This is a genomic window from Rhodopseudomonas sp., from assembly GCF_048594845.1.
GTDB lineage: Bacteria > Pseudomonadota > Alphaproteobacteria > Rhizobiales > Xanthobacteraceae > Rhodopseudomonas.
The window spans coordinates 1-22724 of record NZ_JBMDXE010000149.1 but is presented as its reverse complement, the minus strand read 5'-3'; the positions used below and the strand labels follow the sequence as shown (position 1 = coordinate 22724).

The 22724-nt window shown below is 65.4% G+C and carries 30 protein-coding genes; 27 read left to right on the top strand and 3 right to left on the bottom strand.

What is annotated here, in order from left to right:
• The first annotated feature begins 238 nt into the window (after nucleotides 1-238).
• The 27 genes from ACOJTD_RS09200 (at nucleotide 239) to ACOJTD_RS09070 (ending at nucleotide 19548) form a co-directional block, all read left to right on the top strand.
• Entirely contained in the window at nucleotides 239-1342 is a 1104-nt protein-coding gene (locus tag ACOJTD_RS09200; RefSeq protein ID WP_420132616.1) for a phage protease, read from the top strand.
• A 124-nt stretch (nucleotides 1343-1466) separates the two neighbouring features.
• Complete coding sequence (locus ACOJTD_RS09195; protein WP_420132615.1) at nucleotides 1467-2240, top strand: hypothetical protein; 774 nt, start codon at nucleotides 1467-1469, stop codon at nucleotides 2238-2240.
• A gap of 50 nt (nucleotides 2241-2290) precedes the next feature.
• Entirely contained in the window at nucleotides 2291-3181 is an 891-nt protein-coding gene (locus tag ACOJTD_RS09190) for a Mu-like prophage major head subunit gpT family protein (protein WP_420132614.1), read from the top strand.
• 8 nt (nucleotides 3182-3189) lie between these two features.
• A complete protein-coding gene (locus tag ACOJTD_RS09185; protein ID WP_420132613.1) occupies nucleotides 3190-3540 on the top strand; it encodes an HI1506-related protein in 351 nt (116 codons plus the stop codon).
• A gap of 136 nt (nucleotides 3541-3676) precedes the next feature.
• The gene (locus ACOJTD_RS09180) at nucleotides 3677-4135 is read left to right on the top strand and encodes a hypothetical protein (protein WP_420132612.1); all 459 of its coding nucleotides are present in this window, start codon (nucleotides 3677-3679) and stop codon (nucleotides 4133-4135) included.
• On the top strand, nucleotides 4132-4560 hold the full coding sequence (locus tag ACOJTD_RS09175; protein ID WP_420132611.1) for a gp436 family protein: 429 nt from the start codon (nucleotides 4132-4134) through the stop codon (nucleotides 4558-4560). Before ACOJTD_RS09180 ends, ACOJTD_RS09175 begins: the two co-directional genes overlap by 4 nt.
• Nucleotides 4560-5120 carry a phage virion morphogenesis protein gene (locus tag ACOJTD_RS09170; RefSeq protein ID WP_420132610.1) on the top strand — a complete coding sequence of 187 codons (561 nt, stop codon included), beginning with the start codon at nucleotides 4560-4562 and terminating at the stop codon, nucleotides 5118-5120. Before ACOJTD_RS09175 ends, ACOJTD_RS09170 begins: the two co-directional genes overlap by 1 nt.
• Nucleotides 5117-5563 carry a phage tail terminator protein gene (locus ACOJTD_RS09165; protein ID WP_420132609.1) on the top strand — a complete coding sequence of 149 codons (447 nt, stop codon included), beginning with the start codon at nucleotides 5117-5119 and terminating at the stop codon, nucleotides 5561-5563. The genes ACOJTD_RS09170 and ACOJTD_RS09165 overlap by 4 nt, the downstream gene beginning before the upstream one ends.
• A complete protein-coding gene (locus ACOJTD_RS09160; protein WP_420132608.1) occupies nucleotides 5560-5745 on the top strand; it encodes a hypothetical protein in 186 nt (61 codons plus the stop codon). Before ACOJTD_RS09165 ends, ACOJTD_RS09160 begins: the two co-directional genes overlap by 4 nt.
• A 2-nt stretch (nucleotides 5746-5747) precedes the next feature.
• Entirely contained in the window at nucleotides 5748-6689 is a 942-nt protein-coding gene (locus ACOJTD_RS09155) for a phage tail tube protein (RefSeq protein WP_420132607.1), read from the top strand.
• Between the two features lie 12 nt (nucleotides 6690-6701).
• A complete protein-coding gene (locus tag ACOJTD_RS09150) occupies nucleotides 6702-7031 on the top strand; it encodes a hypothetical protein (protein WP_420132606.1) in 330 nt (109 codons plus the stop codon).
• Nucleotides 7032-7123: 92 nt separating this feature from the next.
• The gene (locus ACOJTD_RS09145; RefSeq protein WP_420132605.1) at nucleotides 7124-7465 is read left to right on the top strand and encodes a DUF1799 domain-containing protein; all 342 of its coding nucleotides are present in this window, start codon (nucleotides 7124-7126) and stop codon (nucleotides 7463-7465) included.
• Between the two features lie 2 nt (nucleotides 7466-7467).
• Nucleotides 7468-9510 (top strand): hypothetical protein, encoded by a 2043-nt coding sequence (locus ACOJTD_RS09140; protein ID WP_420132604.1) that lies wholly within the window; start codon nucleotides 7468-7470, stop codon nucleotides 9508-9510.
• Nucleotides 9507-10133 (top strand): hypothetical protein, encoded by a 627-nt coding sequence (locus tag ACOJTD_RS09135; RefSeq protein WP_420132603.1) that lies wholly within the window; start codon nucleotides 9507-9509, stop codon nucleotides 10131-10133. The genes ACOJTD_RS09140 and ACOJTD_RS09135 overlap by 4 nt, the downstream gene beginning before the upstream one ends.
• The gene (locus ACOJTD_RS09130) at nucleotides 10130-10780 is read left to right on the top strand and encodes a hypothetical protein (RefSeq protein WP_420132602.1); all 651 of its coding nucleotides are present in this window, start codon (nucleotides 10130-10132) and stop codon (nucleotides 10778-10780) included. The genes ACOJTD_RS09135 and ACOJTD_RS09130 overlap by 4 nt, the downstream gene beginning before the upstream one ends.
• A complete protein-coding gene (locus ACOJTD_RS09125; protein WP_420132601.1) occupies nucleotides 10780-11253 on the top strand; it encodes a GNAT family N-acetyltransferase in 474 nt (157 codons plus the stop codon). Before ACOJTD_RS09130 ends, ACOJTD_RS09125 begins: the two co-directional genes overlap by 1 nt.
• 1 nt (nucleotide 11254) lies before the next feature.
• On the top strand, nucleotides 11255-13903 hold the full coding sequence (locus ACOJTD_RS09120) for a phage tail protein (RefSeq protein WP_420132600.1): 2649 nt from the start codon (nucleotides 11255-11257) through the stop codon (nucleotides 13901-13903).
• Nucleotides 13900-14286 (top strand): hypothetical protein, encoded by a 387-nt coding sequence (locus ACOJTD_RS09115; RefSeq protein ID WP_420132599.1) that lies wholly within the window; start codon nucleotides 13900-13902, stop codon nucleotides 14284-14286. Before ACOJTD_RS09120 ends, ACOJTD_RS09115 begins: the two co-directional genes overlap by 4 nt.
• Complete coding sequence (locus ACOJTD_RS09110) at nucleotides 14283-14714, top strand: hypothetical protein (protein ID WP_420132598.1); 432 nt, start codon at nucleotides 14283-14285, stop codon at nucleotides 14712-14714. The genes ACOJTD_RS09115 and ACOJTD_RS09110 overlap by 4 nt, the downstream gene beginning before the upstream one ends.
• A complete protein-coding gene (locus ACOJTD_RS09105) occupies nucleotides 14711-15151 on the top strand; it encodes a hypothetical protein (RefSeq protein ID WP_420132597.1) in 441 nt (146 codons plus the stop codon). Before ACOJTD_RS09110 ends, ACOJTD_RS09105 begins: the two co-directional genes overlap by 4 nt.
• Entirely contained in the window at nucleotides 15148-15594 is a 447-nt protein-coding gene (locus ACOJTD_RS09100; protein ID WP_420132596.1) for a hypothetical protein, read from the top strand. The genes ACOJTD_RS09105 and ACOJTD_RS09100 overlap by 4 nt, the downstream gene beginning before the upstream one ends.
• Nucleotides 15591-15944, top strand: a complete 354-nt coding sequence (locus tag ACOJTD_RS09095; protein ID WP_420132595.1) for a hypothetical protein — start codon at nucleotides 15591-15593, stop codon at nucleotides 15942-15944. The genes ACOJTD_RS09100 and ACOJTD_RS09095 overlap by 4 nt, the downstream gene beginning before the upstream one ends.
• Nucleotides 15937-16911: a hypothetical protein gene (locus ACOJTD_RS09090; protein ID WP_420132594.1), complete on the top strand. Its 975-nt coding sequence runs from the start codon at nucleotides 15937-15939 to the stop codon at nucleotides 16909-16911. Before ACOJTD_RS09095 ends, ACOJTD_RS09090 begins: the two co-directional genes overlap by 8 nt.
• 15 nt (nucleotides 16912-16926) lie before the next feature.
• The gene (locus ACOJTD_RS09085; protein ID WP_420132593.1) at nucleotides 16927-17370 is read left to right on the top strand and encodes a hypothetical protein; all 444 of its coding nucleotides are present in this window, start codon (nucleotides 16927-16929) and stop codon (nucleotides 17368-17370) included.
• Nucleotides 17367-17708, top strand: coding sequence for a hypothetical protein (locus ACOJTD_RS09080; RefSeq protein WP_420132592.1), 342 nt, complete (start codon nucleotides 17367-17369; stop codon nucleotides 17706-17708). The genes ACOJTD_RS09085 and ACOJTD_RS09080 overlap by 4 nt, the downstream gene beginning before the upstream one ends.
• A 172-nt stretch (nucleotides 17709-17880) precedes the next feature.
• A complete protein-coding gene (locus ACOJTD_RS09075) occupies nucleotides 17881-18543 on the top strand; it encodes a hypothetical protein (protein ID WP_420132591.1) in 663 nt (220 codons plus the stop codon).
• Between the two features lie 12 nt (nucleotides 18544-18555).
• Entirely contained in the window at nucleotides 18556-19548 is a 993-nt protein-coding gene (locus ACOJTD_RS09070; RefSeq protein ID WP_420132590.1) for a hypothetical protein, read from the top strand.
• Here ACOJTD_RS09070 and ACOJTD_RS09065 read toward each other — a convergent pair.
• From ACOJTD_RS09065 to ACOJTD_RS09055, 3 genes are all read right to left on the bottom strand, one after another.
• Complete coding sequence (locus tag ACOJTD_RS09065; protein ID WP_420132589.1) at nucleotides 19545-20645, bottom strand: class I SAM-dependent methyltransferase; 1101 nt, start codon at nucleotides 20643-20645, stop codon at nucleotides 19545-19547. The two genes, ACOJTD_RS09070 and ACOJTD_RS09065, sit on opposite strands and share 4 nt — an antisense overlap.
• 551 nt (nucleotides 20646-21196) lie before the next feature.
• The gene (locus ACOJTD_RS09060) at nucleotides 21197-22255 is read right to left on the bottom strand and encodes a phosphotransferase family protein (RefSeq protein ID WP_420132588.1); all 1059 of its coding nucleotides are present in this window, start codon (nucleotides 22253-22255) and stop codon (nucleotides 21197-21199) included.
• A 158-nt stretch (nucleotides 22256-22413) separates the two neighbouring features.
• The coding region (locus ACOJTD_RS09055; RefSeq protein ID WP_420132587.1) for an acyl-CoA dehydrogenase family protein at nucleotides 22414-22724 on the bottom strand (311 nt) is incomplete at its 5' end.

The window sequence follows — 22724 nt, the reverse complement described above, 5'->3', positions numbered from 1 at the left end:
CGCGGCGCCTTCCGGTCGTCCGGATCAGGTGGGATTCCCGGAGTCGGCGGCGCGACCCCGATTTCGGTGCGTCGAGCGGCAGTTTTTTACCGCGATCGGATGACGCTGCGATTTCCGGTCGCCAAATCGGCGCGACGCGGCTAAGGGTTGGGGCACCGGACCGTCCGCACCAGCCGACCTTTCGGGCCTGACACCTGTCAGTCTTATCGATCCCGCTGCCCCCGGCCAATGTGCCGGCATGTCGGGACACAAATCCAAACCAGTTTTGAACGTGGCGCGCGGCGTCGGTCAGCCGATCGCGCTGAACGCGGACGGCTCGGCGCCGGAGTGGATCATGCTGATCCCGGCCGGCGACGGCGGTGTGATCCACACCGTGGACGGCCGTGGTCCGTATCGCGTCACAGATCCGGCGGCGCTCGCTGCGCAAAGCCTTGAGGCAGTCGGCGGTCGCGCGCCGCTCGACGAGAACCATGCGACGGACCTCGCCGCGCCGAATGGCGAGCCGTCGCCGGCGCGCGGCTGGATCGTCGCTGCCGAGGCGCGCGACGGCGCGATCTGGGGGCGTATCGACTGGAACGCATCCGGCGCGGCGCTGATGGCGGATCGCGCCTACCGGTTCATTTCTCCCGTCTTCACCCACGACAAGGCCGGCAACGTGCTGACGCTGCTGCGCGCCTCGCTCACCAACGTCCCGAACCTGCGCGGCATGGCCGCTCTACATCAACAGGAGACTTCAATGGATCTGCTTGCACAGCTGCGCGCGCTGCTCGGCCTCGACGACACGGCGGACGAAGCCGCGGTGCTCGCCAAGATCAAGGACCTGACGGGCGGCGGCGATGCGACCGCGATGAACGCGGCGGTGAGTAAGGCTCTGAACGCCGCGCTGTCGCCGATCGCGGCGGTTGTCGGTCTCGCTGCCGACGCCGACGCTGCGGCGATCGCGGCTGCGGTGTCGAAGGTGGCGGCGCCGGAGGGTAATCCGATCGTCAAGTCGCTGCAGTCCGAACTGGCGACCGTCACCACGAAGCTCAACGATCTGCTCGGCAGCGCCGCCAAGGAGAAGGCTACCGCCTTCGTTGACGGCGCGATCCGGGATCTGCGCGTCGGCGTGAAGCCGCTGCGCGATCACTACATCGCGCGCCACATGGCAGACCCCGCCGCGGTCGAGAAGGAAATCAGTTCGTTTCCGAAGCTCAACGAGTCCGGCACGACGCTGCTGCCGCCCGAACAAAAGGACGGCCAGACCTCGCTCAACGCTGCGCAGATGATCGCCGCCAAGTTGCTGGGTCATAAGCCCGAGGACTACGCCAAGACGCTGGCGGCCGAGCACGCCGCTAGCTGATCGACCCGTTACCGGGCGTCGTCACCGTATGTGGCGCCAGTGACGGACTACCCGGCTGCAGCGGTGACGCGGCCGGACTTCCTTAGTTCAACGCAGCGGCGTTCCGCCGACCAGGAGACTGACGATGACGGCACTGACCGCCGACCGGAATACGCCTCGCCTCGAAGGCGACATGAAGCAGGGCCCTGCCGACGCGGTGAAGATCTTCGCCGGCGCGATGGTGATGCGCAACGCCGCCGGCTACATCACCAAGGGCCAGACGGCGCTCGGCCTGCGCGGTTGCGGCCGCGCCGAGCGGTTCGTCGACAATTCCGGCGGCAGCGCCGGCGACGAGGTGGTCGACTATCGCGGCGGCGCTTTCCGCTTCGCGAACTCCGCTTCGACCGACGAGATCACCAAGGCCGATATCGGCAAGTTCTGCTACGCGGTCGATGACCAGACGGTCGCCAAGACCAACGGTGCCAGCACCCGGTCGATCGCCGGTGTGGTGGCCGGCGTCGACAGCCTCGGCGTGACCGTCTGCTTCGACGAGGACGATCTCGCGGCCTATCTAGCGACCCGGCGCGTCGCGCTGCCGCTGCGTGTCGCTACGCTGGTCGGCACCAACGTCTATCGTGCGGTGTCGCCGTTCGCCGGCCGCATCGTGAAGATCTGGTCGATCACCGAAGGCGTGCTGACCACCGGAGACGCGACGCTGACGGCGAAGATCGGCAACACGGCAGTGACCGGCGGTGTCATCACCATCACGCAATCCGGATCGGCCGCCGGCGACATCGACAGCGTCGAGCCGACCGCCGCCAACGTCGTTGCAATCGGCGACGCGCTGTCGCTCACCGTCGGTGGCACCAACGCCACCGCCACCGTCGCCAACGTGTTCTTCGAGATCGAGCGGGACTAAGCGCGGCTTCGCCGTCCCTCGTTGAAACCACTTTCCAAGGAACAGGATCGATGATCGTCAACTCCGCTAACCTCAATGCTCTGCGCGTCGGCTTCAAGACGTCCTTTCAGGGCGGTCTCGGCCTGGCGCCGTCGCAGTATCTGCGCGTCACCACCGTCGTGCCGGCCAGCACCAAGGAGCAGAAGTACGGCTGGCTCGGCAAGATGCCGGGCGTGCGCGAATGGATCGGTCCGCGCGTCGTGCAGAACATTTCCGAGCATGACTATTCGATCAAGGAGAAGCCGCTGGAGCTGACCATCGGGGTCGATCGCGACGATATCGAGACCGACAACCTCGGCATCTACTCGACGCTGTTCACCCAGATGGGCGAGTCGACCGGCTCGGCTTGGGAGGAGCTGGCCTGGGCGCAGCTCAAGGCGGGCTTCACCAAGCCGTGCTACGACGGCCAGAACTTCTTCGACACCGATTACCCGGTGCTCGACGAGAACGGCGTGCCCCAGAGCGTCGCCAACACCGACGGCGGCAGTGGCTCGCCCTGGTTCTTGCTGTGCACCAAGCGCACGCTGAAGCCGATCATCCTGCAGAAGCGCAAGGACTTCGAGTTCGTCTCGATGGACAAGCTCGACGATGAAAACGTCTTCCGGAACAAGGAATTCGTCTACGGCGCCGACGCGCGCGGCAACACCGGCTTCGGCTTCTGGCAGTTCGCCTGGGGCTCGAAGCAGACACTCGACCCGACGCACTACGAAGCGGCCCGCGTCGCTCTGACTGGCATGAAGGGCGACTACGGCAAGCCGCTCGGCATCGTGCCGGATCTGCTGGTGGTCGGCTCGTCCAATGAAGGCGCCGGCCGCGCGATCCTGCAGAGCCAGCTGATCAACGGCGGCGAAAGCAACAAGTGGGCCGGCACCGCCGAGCTGCTCGTCGTGCCGTGGCTGTGAGGTCGGACATGGCGAGCAAACCGAAGACTGAGAAGACGAAGGGCGACGTCGCGCCCGACGCGAAGGCCGAAGCCGATGCTGCTGCGAAAGCCGAGGCGGACCGCCTCGCGGCAGAAGCGAACGCCGAGGCCGAGAAGGCTGCGCCCGCCAAGGAAGCCAGGACCGAGCTGCCGAAGTTTGTCGACGTCCGGTCGAGGTCTGAGCGCGGTCGGCGCCGGGCGGGCTTTGCCTTCACGCGCGAGTCGCAATTGATCCCGGCCGACGAGTTGAAGACCGAGCAGCTCGAAGCGCTCATCTCCGATCCGGAGCTGATCGTGAAGATCGTGCTGATCGAGAAGATCGTCGAGGCGGCGACGTAGCCGACCCGCGCATCCATCCTGCACACCGTAGCCCTGACCTGCGGTGTGCACGATCGGTCGCCTAGTGCGGCCCCTTCCTGCCGCGGCGCCCGACTCGCCGCGGCAGGAGTCTCCGGATCAACCGAGGGGTGCCGACATGGCGAATGAACCGCCTTTCAAAATCGACGAAGAGTCCTATCAGTCCGGCCGCGAAGCCTTCGCGCGGGGCGCCAGCCTGCGCTCGATCGTCGAGCAGCTCGCCAGCTTCGGCGCCGATCAGGTCGAAGATCAGAAAGCTTTCAGCGGCGTGCTCGGCTTTGGCGATGCGCTGCTCGATCTGTTGCGCAATCCGGCCGTGGTCGTTCAGCAGGGGTTGCCGCTATCCGATGCAGGCTTTCTCGGCTCCGATCCCTTGGGCATGCGCCATCTCGCGAAGGATCTCGCGCGGGCTTCGGATGCTAAGGGGCGCCGCATTCTCGATGCCGCCGAGCTGTGCAAGTTCATCCCCGGGGCAATGGCAGCCCGCTTCGTCGTGGTCGACGGCGGCAATGCGGAGTCTGTCAACAAATACGCCTACGTGCAGTCTAACGCGCTGCGGATCGAGGTCGAGTCGTGACCTACGCATCGCAATCCGACCTGGTCGACCGCTTCGGCACCGCCATGCTGGTCGATCTCACCGACCGGGCCGACGTGGCGACGGGCGAGATCGACGCGGCCGTGGTGGCGCGCGCGCTTGCCGATACCGACGCGGCGATCGACGGCTATCTCAAGGGCCGCTACGCGCTGCCGCTGCCGACCACGCCGCCGCTGCTGCGCGACATCGCGATCGCGATCGCGATCTACAAACTGCACCGCGACGCGGTCGGTGAGAAGATCCGCCAGGACTACGTCGATGCCGAGAAGAAGCTGCTGCTGATTGCCGGCGGCTCGATCCGGCTCGACGTCGCCGGCGTCGAACCGGAAGCGTCCGGCACCAACGGCGTGCGCGTCACCGACCGCGAACGCCCGCTCACCGCCGAAAGCCTGAAGGGCTACATCTGATGACCGGCGCGCTGATCAGGATCTCGCTGAAGGACGCCGATAACGCGCTGGCGCCGCTGGCCGGCTACATCGCGCGTGCGGGCGACAAGCTCGGCCTGTTCGAGAATATCGGCGCGTCCGTCACCACCTCGACGCAGCATCGCTTCGAGACATCGAAGGCGCCGGACGGATCGCCCTGGCCGCCGTCGCTGCGGGTCAAGAAACACGGCGGCTTTACGCTGCGGCTCACCGCGCGGCTGATGCGCTCGATCACCTATCAGGCGTCGAGCGACAACGTCGAGATCGGCACCAACGTGGTTTATGCGGCGATCCATCAGTTCGGTGGTCTGATCAACAAGGCGGCCCGCACCGCGGTGCTGCATTTCAAGACCAATTCAAAGACCGGGCAATCGCGCTTTGCCAAGCCGAACAAGGCCGATCGCGCCCGCAAGGCCGAGATCGGCGCCCACACCATCACCATGCCGGTCCGCGCCTTTCTCGGTCTCGACGACGACGACGAGCGCGAGATCCTATCGATCGCCGAGCAGTGGCTGGCCTCCGAGAACGGAGCCGCCGCGTGAGCCTGATCGTGCATGTCAAGGAACGGCTCGAAACCGAAGTGCCGGCGCTGACGGGCAAGCTCGACTACGTGGCCGAGCTGGCGGCGCTGACCGACGCCGGCGCGCCGCCGCAGCGCGAGGTTTCGGCCTTCGTGATCCCGCTCGGCGCCGACGATCAAGGTGGCGGCGGCGCAACGGCTGCCGGCCTGCACACGCAGACGATCGGCGAGACCGTCGGCGTGATCCTCTGCATCAAGGCACTCGGCGACGCCAAGGCGCGCAAGGCGCTGCCGACGATCGACGAGTTGGGCAACGCCGTCACCGCCGCGCTCGCCGGCTGGGGACCGGAGGATGCGAGCGGCGTGCTGATGTTCCGTCGCGGCCGGCTCGTGTCGGTCACCAAGGGGCTCGTCGTCTACCAGCTCGAATACACGCTTCTCGATCAACTCAGGATCGCACGATGAAACACCCGCACAAAGGCGGCAGCTATCGCCGCGAACCCGACGGCTCGCTGACCAGGCTCGCCGTCGAACTGATCAAGGCGGCCGACGAGTTCGCGATCGCCAACACGCCCGAACGGCTTCAGGCGGCCGACAAACAGCCCGCCGACACCAAGCCGGCGCGCAAAGCCAAGACGGAGAAGTAACGATGGTCGATCAGGTCTTCTTCCGGAAGATGGTGTTGCTCGCCAAGTTGGAGTCGGTCTATGCGACCGACCCGACATTGACCGGCGCCGCAAATGCGATCCTCGCCACCGATATCTCGCTGCGGCCGATGGAAGGCCAGGACGTCGCCCGCAATCTGATCCGCGACTATCTGTCGGGCGAAGCCACGATCCCGGCCGGGCTGCACGTCATCATCGAATTCTCGACCGAGCTTGCAGGCTCCGGCACAGCCGGCACCGCGCCCGGCTGGGGACCGCTGATGCGCGGCTGCGGTTGCGCCGAAGTGATCGTCGCCAACACGTCCGTGACGTACTCGCCGATCAGCGAGGACATGGAGAGCCTCTACGTCAAGTTCTGGCTCGGCGATACGCTGCACGCGCTGAAGGGCGCGCGCGGCGACGCGACGATCAGCCTGGACGCGCAGGGCATTCCGCGCATTCGCTGGACCTTCACCGGGCTGTGGGTCGCGCCGGCCGAAGTGAGCCGGCCGGCGACGACGCTCACGGGGTTCAAGAAGCCGAAAATCGCGGCAGCCGCCAACACGCCGACCTTCGAACTGAACAGCGTCGCGCTGGCGCTTCGCAGCTGGAGCCTGAAGCTCGGCAACAAGGTCGAGCCGCGGCTCCTCGTCAACGTCGAGAAGATCATCATCACCGATCGCGCCGAAGCGCTCGATTGCACGGTCGAGGTCACGCCGCTGACCGACTTCGATCCGTTCGCGCTTGCTGCCGCCCAGACGCTGATCCCGGCCGAGATCGTGCACGGCACCGTTGCCGGCAACATCGCGACGATCGCGGCGCCGACCTGCCAGCTGAAGCGGCCGGGCTCCGCCACCAACAACCAGGGCATCGCCGAACGCGTGCTGTCCCTGACGCCGCTGCCGAGCGGCACCGGCAACGACCAGTTCTCTCTCACGCTCACCTAGTCAGGACACACCATGTTCAAGATCGTTTCAAACCCGACCTTCACCCACACCGTGACGGTGATGACGCCGGTCGACGGCGGCTTCTCCGAGGAGAAGCTGGACGTCACCTATAACTATCTCGACACCGACGAGGTGAAGAAGTTCGACCTCACCACTGGTGACGGCACGTCGAAGTTCCTGTTCACGCTGGTGGCGAAGCTCGACGGCCTGACCGGTCCGACCGGCGAACCGGTGGTGTGCTCGCTGGAGCTGCGCGAGAAGCTGCTGCGGATGAGCAACGTCCGGCGGGCGATCATCGCCCATTACTTCGATGCGGTGAACAAGGTCAAAGAGGGAAACTGACATGGGCCGCCCGGCAATGGGCGCGCGGCTCATCGCCGGCGGCCCCCGATCCCAGCGAAGCCAAAGCGATCGCCGACGCGAGGCGGTTCGGGATGGACGCGGAGTCGATCGCCGAACTGACCGAGGCGCTCGCTACGCCGGCGCCGATCGAGGCCGCGGACTATGCGGGCATTTGGCCGGAACATGCCGACACCGTGCGGGCGTTCCTGTCGGTCGCGTCGCAGTGGCGGACTGCGGCGATCGGCGGCGGCGGCTTCGCCACGATGGGCGGCGGCGCGTCGGCGCCGACACGCCTCGTCTATGTCAGCCTCGACTACACGGCGGTGCGTGTCGGCCTCGACGCCGAAGAAATCACCATCACGCCCGCGCTGTGGCGCGGACTGCGCATCATGGAAGCCGCGGCCTGCGCCGCACTGAACGAAAGTAACAGCTGACCATGCGGGTCTCTCTGGTCATCGACGGCGACAGCAAAGGCGCGGTGGAAGCCGCGACCGATGCGTCGAAGGCCGTCACTGACCTGGGCAAGACCGCGACCGATACGGCGAAGGGCCTCGAGGACGGCTTCAAGAAGGCAAGCGGCGCCGCCGGATCGATGAAGGGCAGCGCCGATGCGGCAGGCGCGGCAAACGACAACCTGGTGGCGACGGCTTCGATCCTGCTGTCGAAGTTCGGCGAGCTGGCTGCGAAGGCCAAAGGGTCGAACGATGCGATCGCGCTGAACGCCAGCACGGCGAGCAGCCTGACGGCGAGCCTGGGCGCGTTGTCGCGTTCGGTCGGCGTGGTTGGCTTTCTCACCGGCGCTTTCGGCGTCGCGACCGCCGCCGTCTCGGCCTACTACGAGATCCAGAATCGCGGCAGCGCCAATCTCGAAAAGAACCTGACCGAGCAGCAGCGGCTGATCGGCCGCGTCCGCGACGCCTATTCGGATACGAAGAACGTCGCCGGGCAGTTCTACGATCAGAGCAAAGCGTTCATCAAGCTGCAGATCGACCTCAGTGACCTGAAGCTCGGCGCGTCGCTGATGAGCGAGGTCGGCAAGACGATCTCGAACCTGACCACGTACAGCGGAATTGAAGACTTCCTCGCCGGCGTGAAGCAGGTGAAGCCTGAGTTCGTCGCGTTCGAGGATGCGCTGTTCAAGCTGCAGGACGGTTTCAAGGCTGGGCGGCCGGACGTCAAGGCGTTCATCGACGAGATTGCGCGGATCACCGAACTCAATCCGCAACTGCTCAAGGCCGCCGGACAGGTCACCGACTTCGCCAACAAGGCAATCGAGATCGCGACCGCGAAGTCGCAGAACGATGCGGCGCGCGGCCTGTTGAAGGGAGAGAACGTCGCCGAGAATCGATCCCGGCTGAACATCAGCCGCGACGTCCAGGACACCGCCGGTCAGTTCGAGCGGCTCGCGAAGTCGATGGACCGGCAGGCCGCGAGCGCCGAGGCCGAAGCCGCGGCGACCGGCAAGAGCGCCGGCGAGATCGCCAAGATGCGCGTCGAAGCGGTGCTGACCGAATCCGCGCAGCAGGCCGGCATCAAGGTGGCCGGCGAATATGCCGATCGCGTGAAGCAGATCGGCGATCGCGCCGGCGAGGCCGCGCAGAAGCTGGCGCTGGCGCGGGTGCAGTCCGACGCCGCGTTCCAGCGCAAGACGCTCGGACTGACGGCCGACGACGCGCAGATCGCCGAGCAGCTGCGCGGCGCGTATGGCGACGATGTCGAGAAGGCACTCAACAGCTCTGCCGCCGCCGCGCTGAAATTCAATCAGTCGATGCTGCAGCTGAAGAACACCACGCTCGACGTCACCAAAGGTGCCTTCAGCGATTTTCGCACACAGCTGCAGCAGGGCGCGACCGTGTGGGAAGCGTTCGGCACCGCCGGCGTCAACGCGCTGAACCGCATCATCGACAAGCTCGCCGACCAGGCGCTCGACAACCTGGTCTCCGGACTGTTCGGCGCATTCACGGGCGGCAGCGGCAGCGGCCTGCTGTCGTCGCTGTTCGGCGGCAGCAGCAAGACGAGCTTCGCGACGGACGGCATCGGCGGCTATGGACCGACCTTCGCGGCGGCGGACGGCGGCACGTTTGGACCTGGCTGGGGCGTGGTCGGCGAGCGCGGTGCTGAGATCATCAAGGTGCATGCCGGCGGCGTGACGGTGTTTCCGCATCACGTGAGCAAGCCGTACCTGCCGGCCTTCGCCGATGGCGGCTCGCTCGACTCGCTCGGCAACATCGCACGGCTGCCCAGCTTGCAGACTTCTTCGTCCGGCGGATCGGTCGGCAGCGCCGCGCCTCAGGAGTTCCGTCTCTCCGTCAGCGTCGACGACGACGGCAAACTGAAAACCGTAGTGACAGACGTCGCGAAGGGCATTGCGCAGGAGGTCTCTGCAGGCACCGTGAAGGACTTCGTGCGCAGCCCGCAATTCACCGATCATGTCGCGCAGGCGTACAACGCCGGCAAGGCAGCGTGGAAGATCCGATGACGATCAGCTTTCCCCGCGTCGATCTGCTCGCCAATGTCGGCTTCACCGGCGATCCGCTGGTGCTGGTGTCGCGGCAGGAGATGAGCCGCACGGCCGACGGGATCTCGATCGGCAAGGATCTCGGCTCGGCGATCTGGCTCGCAAGCTTCGTCACCGAGCCGCTGCGCAATGCCGTGGCGCTGGAGCTCGAAGCCGATCTCGACACGCTCGACGGCGTAATCAACCCGTTCGAGGCCTATGACCTGCGCCGGCCGGTGCCGCGCCTCTATCCGGACGGATCGGCCAACGACGGCGTGCTGTCGGCCGTCAACGCCAACAACAAGGCGATCGCACTGACCGGGCTGAAGGCCGGGCAGATCATCAGCAAGGGCGACTATCTGTCGTTCGACTTCGACGGGCGCCGCGCGCTGCACCGGGTCAGCGAGCGCGTGGTGGCGAACGGCGCCGGAGCAACTACGCAGTTCGAGGTGCGGCCGCATCTACGACCCGGCTGGGAACTCGGCACCGCAGTGAACCTGCGCGAGCCGCGCGGCGTGTTCAATCTCGCGCCCGGTTCGGTGAAGCCCAAGACGTACAACGGAACGCAGACCGTGATCTCGTTTCAGGCGGTGCAGATCCCATGACCCGCAGCCTTTCCGAGCAGGCCTACAATGCGCTGCGCGCTCGCACCCTGGTGTCGCGCGATTTTCTGTGGCTGCAGGTCCGCGCGATCGCCGACGGCTCTCCGGTCTATGACGGTATGTGGTCGGACGTTGGATCGTTCGACGCGCAGGTGATCGACCCCGACACCGGCGGTATCGTCACGCGCACCTATATCGGCAGCAGCACGTTGGTGAAGATCTCCGACATCGCGCTGGTGTCCGATCTGACGGTGCAGACGGTGACGATCGAGCTGGCGCAATGCTCCGGCCGCGTCAACGATCTGCTGCGCAGCTACGACGCGAAGCAAGGCGTGGTGCAGATCCATCGTGGCCTGTTCGACGAGGTCAGCCGCGAACAGGCCGGCCCGGCGATCCCGAGGTTCTACGGCTTCATCGATCTGGTCGCGATTCCCACCGTCAAGGAAAACGAGTTCGGCACGGTCAAGCTGACCTGCACGTCTCACACCCAGGAGCTGACGCGCTCATCCTCCGACACGCGCTCCGACGCTTCGCAGCGGCAGCGAGGCGCGACCGACAACTTCTACCAGGACGTGGCGACGGTCGGCGATCGCCAGCATTTCTGGGGCCGCGCAAACGGCACTGTCGGCAGCGGCGGCGGGAGCAAGTGATGAGCATCGTTCGCCTTGCAGTCGACACCGACAAAGAGCGGGCCGTCGCGCTGCTGCACGCATCGCACCTCGGCGCCGGGTTCGATCGCGCTGACGGTCCGACCGGCTTCGTGGTGCCGTTCGAGCCAGCCTATGCGGAACGGTTGTTCCTGATGCACGTGCGGTCGCCGCGAATGATCTGCCTCGCGGCGGATGATCGCGACGGCATCACGCGCGGCGTGCTGCTCGCTGCCGCCTATGAGCACCGGTTCGGTCCGGTGTGGATCGCAAGCGAGACGGCTTGGTGGATCGACCCCGCACATCGCGGCGGCAGCGCCGCGCCGCGGATGCTGGACGCCTATGAGGACTGGGCTCGGCGTCAGGGCTGCGTCTTCGCCGGCATGGCGGGCATGGGGAGCGATCCGCAGGTGGCGAAGCTGTATCTGCGACGCGGCTACCAGACCGCCGAAACCCACTTCTTGAAGGCGCTTTGAAATGGCAATTTTTACAGCCATCTTCGGCGCAATTGCTTCGGCGATCGGCCTGACCGGTTTCTTCGCGACGGCCTTCGTTGCGGTCGGCGTTCTCGCCACCTCGGTCGGCATTTCCTATCTGCTCCGCAAGAAGCCGGAACAGGCGTCACAGTCGGCCGAGAGCCACTTCTCGGCGCAGGGCCAGCTGCAGGCCGCTGGCGACGTTCCGCGCAGCTTCATCGTCGGTTACAGCTTCACGGCGGGATCGCTGGTCTACGCCAACGAGTGGGGCAACGACGGCGACACACCGAACGCCTATCACGTCCAGGTCATTGCGCTCGCCGACCTGCCGAGCGGTCCGCTGCGCGAAGTGTGGGTCAACGGCGAGCTGTGCACGCTGCTGTCCGGAGAAGCGCATGGCGAGTTCGGCGTTCCGCTGGCGCAGTACCGCAAGGACGGCAAGGACCATCTGTGGATCAAGTACTACGACGGCCGGCAGACAGCGGCCGACCCGTATCTGGTCAACCGGGTTTCGAGCGCGGACTATCCCTATGAGGCGACGCGCGTCGGCTTCGGCGTCGCCTATGTGATTTGCACCGCGCTGGTCGAGGACACGCTGTTCGCCGGCTTCCCCAGCTACAAGTTCGTGCCCGGCTCGATCCCGCTCTACGACCCGTCGAAGGACACCACTGCCGGCGGCGACGGACCGCAGCGCTGGAGCGATCCTTCCACCTGGGGCGGCGACGGCGACGATCTGCCGGTGGTCCAGGCCTATAACATCCTCCGCGGCATCAACTACGGCGGCGCCTGGTTCTACGGCGCGCAGCGCATGAGCGCGCCGCGGCTGCCGATCACGAACTGGCTGGTGCAGATCGCCAAGTGCCGCAGCGGTGTCGAGGGCGAGAACGGGATCGAGCCGGCTTATCGGTCCGGCGGTCAGATCTCGGTCGATCAGGCGCCGCTCGACATCATCAGCAAGCTGAACAGCACCTGCCAGGGACGGCTGACTGAGGTCGGCGGCTTCTACAAGTATCATGCCGGCGCGCCGGACAGCCCGTCGTTCAGCTGGACAGACGCGGATCTGCTGTCGACCGAGGAGCATACGTTCCAGCCGTTCTTCTCGCTCGATCGGAGCACCAACGGCGTGCAGGCGCGCTATCCGGATCCGGAACAAGGCTGGAGCGTCATCACGGCGCCTGCCTATCACCGGCCAGATCTCGAAGCGCGCGACGGCGGCCGGCGGCTGATGGCAACGCCTCTGCTCGACTTCGTGCCGTATGCGGCGCAGGTGCAGCGCCTGCAGAAGAGTGCGATCGACGAGGCCCGGCGCGCGCGCACGCACGAGCTGGCATTTCCGCCGGCGTTCTGGCTGGCCGAGCCCGGCGACGTCGGCCAATGGACCTCGACCCGCAACGGCTATTCGGCGAAGCTGTTCCGCGTCGACGGCATGACCGACCACGCCAATCTCGACGTCACCATGGCGGTGACCGAGGTCGACCCGGCCGACTACGACTGGAATCACGAGACCGACTACCAGGGCGTGACGATCGGCCCGACGACGTTCGTGCGTCCGGCGCCGCAGGGAACGCTAAGCTGGCTGGTCGAGCCCTATGTGGAGCGTGATGCCAGCGGACTGGAACGGCGCCCGTGCATCCGGCTGGCATGGGACGGCACCTTGGCGGGGATCTCCGGCGTCGCCTATCGGGTGCGCGAGGCAGAGAGCGAAGACATCGTCGTCAGCAATCAGACGCCGTTCTATGCCGAAGGCGCGATCATCATCCGCGGGCTGCTTCCCGAGACCGACTACGAGGTCGAGGCGCGGCTGATCCCGACCGCGCCGCGCGACATCATTCCGTCGGACTGGATGCCGGTGACTACGCCGGACGTTCGGCTCTCTCCCGAGGAACTGGTCGCGGGCATCCGCTATCAGATGACGACGCTGCAGAACCAGGTCAAGGATGCGCTGACCGAGATCGAGGCCCGCTCGCTCGAGGCCGCCGCCAAGGTCGCGGCCCGCGGCCTGATCGACAAGGAAATCTTCCATCAGGAGTCGGCCGACGGTCAGGCGTCGGTGACCGAGCTGGCCGGCACAGTGTCGGATCTCGATCACGCCTTCGCTGGTTACCAGCTGCAAGTCGATACGCAGATCGGCGAAGTGGCGAGCGCCGTGCAGGTGACCGCTGCCGCATTATCGGAGCTGGACACCTCGGTCGCTCAGTACAAGGTAGAGACCGAGTCGTCGATCGGCGATCTGAGCAGCTCCGTCACCACGCAGCAGGAAGCGATCGCGCGCCTCGATGGTTATACACAGTCGCGCTATTCGGTGAAGCTGAACGCCAACGGCGCGGCCGCGGGATTTGAGCTGATCGCTGGCGGCGGCGGCACCTCGGCCTTCATCATCGAGGCCGACAAGTGGCAATGGCAGCAGCCCGGCGTGAACGGCGGCGCTCCCGTTCCGATCATGACCGCCGGCACGATCGGCGGCGTGCCGAGCTGGGGCTTCCGGGGCAACATGTATCTCGACGGGACCATGAACGTCTCGGCGCTAAACACCGCAACGCTCACCGCCTTTATCGCCAACCTCGACTACATCAACTCGGGATACCAGACGAGCCCCAGCGGCAAGATGGTGGCGGTCTGGCGCGAGTCGCGGATCGAGTTCTACCGATGACGGACCGCAGCGCAGTCATTGGTCGGTGGCTCGACGGCGTCCTGCGGCTCCGCACGTCGCTGATCGGCTACGATGCCTACACCGGGCCGGACGAAGGCATGTCGTTCGACTCCGAGTGGAACGACATCGTGAAGGTTCACGCGATCGGGATCGCAGGATCTGGACAATACTACGCGCCGGTCACCGTGCCGTTTCCCGATCTCGGATATTCGCCCTTCATTGAGGTGCGACGCCTCGACGGCAATGTGGTCTACGACGACTACGTCAGCGACACCGTCTATGGCATCGGCGCGTCGATCGCTTCCAACGGCTTCGTGATCAGCACCTATGATCCGATCACCGTGCTGTACGCCGTCTATCGCATCGCGGTGCCGGCGCCATGAGTGATCGCAACATCGTCATGGGCGTTCGACACAACGCGGATTGCGGCCTGTTCGTCGCTCCGCCGGGCATCGACGCCTATTTCGCCACCGATGATCAGCTGCGGCTGAACATCTCCAGCAAGATTTCGCAGCTGGTGCTGTTCGGATGGGTCGGCGGCCCGGCCGCGATCGGGCTTGGCTTCTCGCGATCGCCCTTCGTGATCATCACCAGCCGGGAGCCGATGTACGACATCGTCGGCATCTCCGGCCTCGAAGGCGCGATCAGGCCTTCACCCTCGGGACTGAAGCGAGGCACCGACCAGGACGGAGGAATCACCTTCAAGCCAATGACCAAGGCCACCGCAACCATCGTCGACAACGGCTCGTGGATGGCGATCCAGACGGATCGGCCGACCAACTACGCCGTCTACAATCAGCCGTTCACATGAGCCGCAGCGTCATATTCCAGGGCGGAGGCACCGGCCTCAAGATCGCCGCCGGCGGACAGGACGCGGCGAGCGCCGGCGTGTTTGATCTGCTGTTCAATTCGGACATCAAGCCGCTGCGGCTGTGGGGCACCGGGTATGTCGCGGTGCCGTCGCTGACGAACTTCAACTGGTCGCCGGCATGGGCGGTCAGCGCTGGGCCTGTCGTGCAGACGCCGCCGGGCACCTATCCGCTGTTCATGATCGCAGGAAAGCAATCGGCGCCATCCGGATCGGTGCGCGCGTTGAAGACGCCGTTTCACACCTCCGGATACGACGGCTACGGCGCCTTCATCTCGCCCAGCAAAGAGTTCTGGGGGCTCAACTTCGTCCATGACGCGGGCTCGGTCCGCTACATGGACGCGATCATCAACTTCGCAATTCTCAAGAACTACGGGTGAGCATGTCGTTCTTCGCGATCCATGACGGCATCGGCCGCATCACTCAGGGCTCGAAGATCTTCGCGCCCGATGCCCGCTATGAGCAGCAGCTGCGTGACCTCGGGCATTCGTTCGTCATCGACGAGAAGGCGACGCTGCGGTCTCCGGAGGCCTGGTACGTCGACCGTCCCGACAGCGCCGACAGGACACTGGCGAAGCGGCGCGATCTGTCGGTCATCGCTATGCGCAATCGCATCAAGGCGGGTGGCAGTGACAAGGCGGTGCTGATCGGCATTCCGCGCAATGCCTGCGTGACGATCACCACGGGCGGGCTGGTGGTCTACGAAGGAAAGCCCGGCGCCACCGAGCTGGAGATCGCCATTCCGGTGCCGTGCATCTATCGGATCGCCGTCGACCTGTGGCCGTTCAAGACGCACGTCACCGAGATCGAGGCCGTGGCATGACGAGGATCACGCTGACCATCGATCCGATGCCGGCCGCGCGCGAGCAGGCGAAACGCAAGGTTGACGGTGCATTCAACCGCGAGGCTGCTGCCGCGGCTCATCTCGACGCCGCCTATGCGGTCAAGCGCGATCTCGCCCGGCGCGCCGTCGCCGGCGACGAGGCCGCCGTCGCGGCACTCGCTGACGAGGCGCAGCTGCGCGGGATCTCTGCCGCTGATCTGGCCGCCGACATCATCACCAAGCCCGACACGCTCGCGGACCGTGAGGCGCGGCGCCAGGCGCTGCTCGCGCAGATCCGCGCGGCAGCCACTCCGGGCGAACTCGAACAACTGGTGAAACGCCATGGCTGATAACCGCAGCTACAAGATCGGCACGGCCAGCGTGCTCAACGGGCAAACGACGGTGACCTTCACGGGCGGCACGGCGCTGACCTCGAACGCGAAGGCCTGGGACAACCTGACGTTCTACGGTCACTTCCCGGTCGAGATCGAGAGCATCGACGCCGAGGACGCGCTGACGCTCGCGGCGCCGTGGCCGGGACCGACCATCGTCCAGGGCGCCTACGTCATCACCAACACCGGCCTCAACAGCTTCGCCGCGCCGCAGGTGGCGCGGGACGTCATCGCGATCGCCGAAGCGCTCGGCACCGAAGGCTATTATCGCTACGTGCGGCCCGATCTGACTGGGCCCGATCCACGCAAGGGCGATGAAGGGCAGTACGCACGTCAACCGAACACCGGCAAAGAGTGGGTGAAGCAAGGCGCGCTCTGGACCTTCACGGGCGTCTACGGGAATTTCGCATTTGCGACGAGCGACTGGGACGCCGAGATCGCCTACGGCGCACGCACGATCGTTCCGCATCAGGGCAAGCTGTGGGTGTCGAAGCGCGCCTCGACCGGCGTCGAGCCCGGTAGCAGCTCGGCCGACTGGGACGTGTTCTATCCGTTCCCGACGCAGTCCAGCCTGACCGTGGTGTTCGACACCGGAGGAAGCGAGATCGCGGCCGGCTCGGCGATCGACATCCCGGTGGGCGTCAAGAGCATCATCCGTCGCGTGCGGATGCGCGCCGACGGTGTCGGCTCGATCGTGCTCGACATTCGCCGCAAGGCCTTCGCGGCCGGATTGCCGGCTGCCGGCGACAGCATCTGCGGCAGCGCCAAGCCGCATCTCACCAATGCTCGCGACTACGTCGACGCCGCGCTGACCGGATGGTCGCCGCAGCTGAACGACGACGACGGCCTGCGGCTCGTCGTCGAATCCTGCACCGGCCTCACCAAGCTATCCGTCACCCTCTACACCGACCGCATCTTCACCTAACCGAGGACTAATCCAATGGCAGTCGAGTTTGACAAATTCTACAAGGCGATCGGCCATCAAGGCGCCGGTCGCATCAATCTGGAGAGCGACACCTTCAAGGCGGTGCTGACCAACACCGCCCCGGACCTCGCGGCCAACGAGGTGCTCGCCGATATCGCGCAGATCCCCAACGGCAACGGTTACACCACGGGCGGCGTGACGCTCACCTCGGTGGTCTGGACGCAGCCATCCGCAGACGGAAAGTGGCGCTTCACGTCCGCGCAGTTCAAGTGGGTGGCGTCCTTAGGCTCGATCGGGCCGTTCCGCTACATCGTGATCTATTCGGATACGTCGAGCGGCGACAAGGTGGTCGGCCGGTTCGACTTCGGCTCGGCGATCACCATTCCGGACGGGTCCGAGTTCGGCATCACTCCCGGCACCGACGGCATCTTCCGCGAGGGCAAGGGAGTGTTCGCATGACGCCGCTCGAAGAGATCATGAAGCGGATCGACGGACTTCCCGCGGCGGAGGCGGCGGAGATCGTTCGCGCCGAGCGCGAGCAATGCAATCAGCGGCGGCTCGATCTGATCGAGAAGGCATCAGACCTCACGCGTCAGCTCGCTGCGTGCGAAGCGGCCGACAAGCCGAATCCGAAGATGATCGAGCGGCTGCGCGGCTTCCGCGACCGGGCCAACGATGAGCGTCAGGCCGTGACGGATGAGGCGAGTGTCCTGAATGCGCTGCTGCTCGATATCGAGGGCATGCCGATTCCAGCGACGTCGGCCAAGCCGGCCGTGTCGATCGAGCCGGTGAAGTAACATGGCGTTCGGGCGCGGCGCATTCGGACGGGCGGCATTCGGCCGGTCAGCGGTCGGGTCATCAATCCTGGTGACGCCGACTGCCGGCGTCGTCGCCGTCTCGTCCGGAGCGCTGCACGCCGCTGTCGGCATCACGCCATATTCGGCGGTGGTCACTACCGTCGCCGGCAGTGTGCAGGCGCTGCTGTCGTCGAGTGCCAGCGGCGGCTTTGCGCATCGGGGCGAGAGGTCACCGTTCAACATCGCTCTCACGCCGGGCGGTGCTTCGTTCAGCGTCGTGGAGGGAACGGTCCAGGCGCTGCTATCGTCGAGCGCAAGCGGGCTGATTGCGCATCAAGGCGCCGCGGCGATCGCCGGCATCGTTGCCAACCCGGCGGCCGGGCATATCGTGGGAGTCTTCGGCGCGCTGCATGCGACGCTCGGCATCACGCCGGCCTCGGCGCAGCTCGTGGTCAAGACCGGGAGCAGCATTGCGGCCGGCATTCCCGGCAACTTCAACCCGACCACGTTGGCAGTCGTCGGTGGCAAGCTGCACGTCACGATCAACGGCGTGCCGAGCGACCGCTATCGCAATCTTCGATCGCGCGCCTTCGGCCGCGCCGCTTTCGGCCACCTGACCGAAGCCGTTCACACCTTCATGCCGTCTCGCTTGATCGTGACGCAGCAGGGCTCGACGGCGTCGAGCATGGCGCTGCACCCGGCATCGGGCCAGATCGCGACGAGCGCTGCGACCGTGCGCGGCATCGTCACGGCCAAACCACCCTCCGCATCAATGGCGATCGTCCCCGGACGCTTCCCGGTCCGCGCCCGCGTCGCTCTCTTCACTCTTGATTAAAGGACGTTCTAAATGGCCCGCAAACACTTCGACAACGTTCGGCACCTCATCACGACGACGGGCGTCGGCGGGATCACCTTCGGGACCGTGCCGGCGACGTGGCGAAGCTTCGCAGCCGCCGGCGCGGTCGCTGGCGATCAGCCCGGCTATACGATCCAGGACGGCGACGGTATCGAACTCGGCTATCTCACGCTCGGCGCCGACGCGCTCACGGCGACGCGGACGGTGATCTATTCGTCCAACAGCAACAACCCGCTCGATCTCAGCGGCAGCGCGATCCTCGAATGCACTCCGCTCGCGTCGATGATCAACGACGATCTGGTCTCGTTCGTCCGCGCGCAGTCGGCCAGCTCCGGCGAGAAGGCGCAGGCGCGCAGCAACCTTGGCATGACGACGACGGGTCAGGCTCTGGCGACGGCGATGAACGCTGCCGATGCTCGCGATACGATCGGGGCGACCACTGTCGGCTCTGCGCTCTTGACGGCATCCAATGCTGCTGCGGCACGCACTGCGGCTGGTGCAACTACGGTGGGTTCATCGTTGTTCACCGCGGCGGATGCAGCGGCGGCGCGGGCAGCGGTCGCGGCCGGTGCCGCCTGTTTTGCGGCTCACAAGAATGGGGCGGCTCAGGTGGTCTCGTCAGGCGCGGATCCAAAGGTGACCTTTGGTACAAAATTATACGATATCGGAAATCGCTACGATGCGACCAACAGCAGGTGGACCCCGCCGGCAGGTCCAGTGACGTTGATGGCGAACCTGACCTGGACGACGGGTGTGCTTCTGAATGATCGGTTTGTCGTACGTCTTCTCAAAAACGGAGCGACCTATAGGGTCGGCCCCGTTCCTGGTGCGTATGTGGCCGGTTATATGTCGGGTGAAGGGGTGTTCCACGACTACGCCAACGGTACTGACTATTATGAGATGTCGACCGGGCACGGTAGCGGTTCAGCGCTGACGATATCAGGGGACCCGACAACAACCTATTTCTCTGGGTTTGCGGGTTAGCGGGCTCTCAACACGACCATTGCGAGGAAGTCCGCGTAGCCGTCGAGAATGTCGACAACTTCAAAAAAACGGCCCCACTCGCGGCGGATGTAGTCGTGCGACTGATAGGCGAGGCGCCGAACGCTATAACCCTCCTTGATTTCGAGGTGAGTGACTTCCTCAAGATCCGTGTCAAAGCACGTGAACCCGCCCGACATCAGTTGCGTCCGAGCCGTAGCGGGCACCGGCAGAATGAATGGAGCCAGCTCGCTGAGCGTGGTGACGAGCAAGAGACCGCCGGGCTTCATCACTCGATCGAGGTCCGCAAGCCATTTGAATTGATCGGCCTCCGGTAGGTGAGAGAAGACCGAGTGCGAGACCAGCAGATCAGTCATGCCGCCGGCGACGGGCATCGGAGGATGGGGCTCCGAGACATGAAAATTGATCAGCGGCGTTTCGTCTTCCGCCCATTGGATTGCGGCAGAATCGATATCGACGCCGATCACATGGGCCTCGGGAAACATCTTCGGCAGATGCCGCGTGACGCGGCCAGTGCCGCAGCCCCAATCGACGATAGTTTTGAAGTCCGACGGATCGCGGCCATCAAACGTGCGGATCGCATCGATCAGTTTGGCGGCGAACGTTCCGCCACCATGGTGATACCAGTGGTCGTTCGTCGAGTTGTTGCGCTTCTGCAGATCGGCGCCCGGATAAGGAATTCCTGTTTCCGGCAGATACACCCAATCGTGCCACCACTTGCAAAGGCGGTTACCGGCTTCATCGGTGACCGAAATGCGGAAGGGCGGCGCCTGGTCTGCGGGGATGTCGAACTCGAACCCTGGGCCGCCGGTCGGCGGCTCGTAGCCGCGGTAATTGAAGATCGGATCGCCGGGAAGCCCGTAGGAGGCATTTTGCGCGGGCTGACCATTGACCGTGGCGACGAACTTACCCGGGTGCGATGCCGGGATGGCGAAGGCTCCACGCACCCGCAAGGCACCATTGGGCTGTCGTTCGGCCGAACATCGGAGCCAGCCTTCGCGGTGGACGGGAACCGTCCACAGGTTTGGGTCGAAGGGATTGGATGGGCTCGCTTGTTGATTGATCGACTGCAGGTTCATGACGCTTTCTCCGCTATCGGAGGTGGCGTTATTGCACGCCTGCGGCGAGCATTGAACCGAACTTCTATCTAGGCGTGTCAGAATACCGCAGAGGGGGCGGGAATCGAGTTCCCCGATGGGTGACATTTGAAATTGCGCGCGGTGCCATTTGAAATTGCGCGCTACAGGTGTCGGCTCACGGGATCTTCCAGTGGAAGAGAGCCCGCCCTGCCTTCACGTCCCTGCCTGACGCTGCCGCGTCCATCGCCCCCCGCCCCGCGAACCGTGACGATCGCGTTTCGCCCCTCTCCCCGGGGCGGGTTAAGACGGACTATAGTCCTTTTAGGAATTTTGTCAAGGGCCTGCCGCGCGCTGCACCTTAACGTTCGTCAGTCCGGGGCGCGCGTAGCGCGAGCCCGGAATGACAAACGTGAGGCGGGTGGATCGCGTCGCGATCGAGGAGTCGCGAACTCACTGCCTGGGGCGCCCTCACCCCAGCCCTCTCCCGCAAGCGGGAGAGGGAGCGCGCTGCGGCGCGGGGATCGGCCGGTTAGTAATGCAAGGCCAAGCGCTTACTTCGCGCCGGCCTTCTGGGCGAATTCCCAGGACAGTTTGGCCATCGGGACGGTGCGGGCCGCCGACTCCTTGGCTTTGTCCGAGGCGGCGGTGCCGTCGCGGACGCGGCCGGCGATGCCCTGCAGAATGCCGGCGAGGCGGAAGGTGTTGTAGGCGAGATACCAGTTCATGTCGGAGATGCCGCTGATCCCGGCCGCCTTGCAGTAGATGTCGGAGGCCTGCTCCAACGTCGGCAGGTTCAGCGCCTTGAGGTCGGCATCCATCAGGCCGGGCATCGACCACTGCATCAGCAGATAGGTGAAGTCGGCCATCGGATCGCCGAGCGTCGACAGCTCCCAGTCGAGCACGGCCTGCACGCGCGGCTCGGTGGCGTGGAAGATCATGTTGTCGAGCCGGTAGTCGCCGTGCACCACCGACACGCGCTCCTGCTGCGGCAGCGTGCTCGGCAGCCATTCCATCAGGCGGTCCATCTCCGGGATCGGATCGGTCACCGAGGCCTTGTATTGCTTGGTCCAGCGGTCGATCTGCCTGGCGAAGTAATTGCCCGGCTTGCCGAAGTCGCCGAGGCCGATTTTCTCGGGATCATAGCTGTGCAGCAGCGCCAGCGTCTCGATCTTGGACTTGAAGATCGCCCAGCGCGATTCCGGCGTCTGAGTCGGCAGGGTCGGATCCCAGAACACCCGGCCCTCTTCCATCGACATGATGTAGAACGACACGCCGATCACAGCATCGTCGGTGCAGAGCGCATAGGCCTTCGCAACCGGGAAGCCCTGCTTGCCGAGCGCGGCGATCACCTTGAACTCGCGGTCGACCGCGTGCGCCGACGGCAGCAGCTTGCCGAACGGCTTGCGCCGCATCACGTAGGAGCGGTTCGGCGTGACCAGCTTGTAGGTCGGGTTGGACTGCCCGCCCCTGAATTGCTGAACCTCGAGCGGGCCCTGATAGCCCTCGACATTCGCCTGCATCCATTCCGCGAGGCGGGCTTCGTCGACGCGATGCCGCTCCTCGACCGGCTTGGTGCCGACGTAGTCCTCGTCATTTCGCTTCCCGACCAAAGTGGCGCTCCCTTGTTCTTGTTCGCGCGGTCCGTGCCGCGCGTTCCGACCATCCGAAACAGTCATACCCGGGCGAGGCCCGGGTATCCATCTTTTCGCGAGATGGATCGCCGGATCAAGCCCGGCGACGACGTTTTGCGCGAGCCTGCGGCCCGGCGTCAATGCGCCGAGTTGGCGTACTTCTTCAGCTCGAGCCGGGCGATAGCGCGGTTGTGCACCTCGTCCGGACCGTCCGCGAGCCGCAGCGTGCGGATGTGGGCGTAATCCTTGGCCACGCCGGCATCGTCCGAGACGCCGCCGCCGCCATGCGCCTGGATCGCATCGTCGATGATCTTCAGCGCCATGTTTGGCGCCTGTACCTTGATCATCGCGATTTCGGCCGCGGCGGTCTTGTTGCCGACCTTGTCCATCATGTCGGCGGCCTTGAGGCAGAGCAGACGGTTCATCTCGATGTCGGCACGGGCTTCAC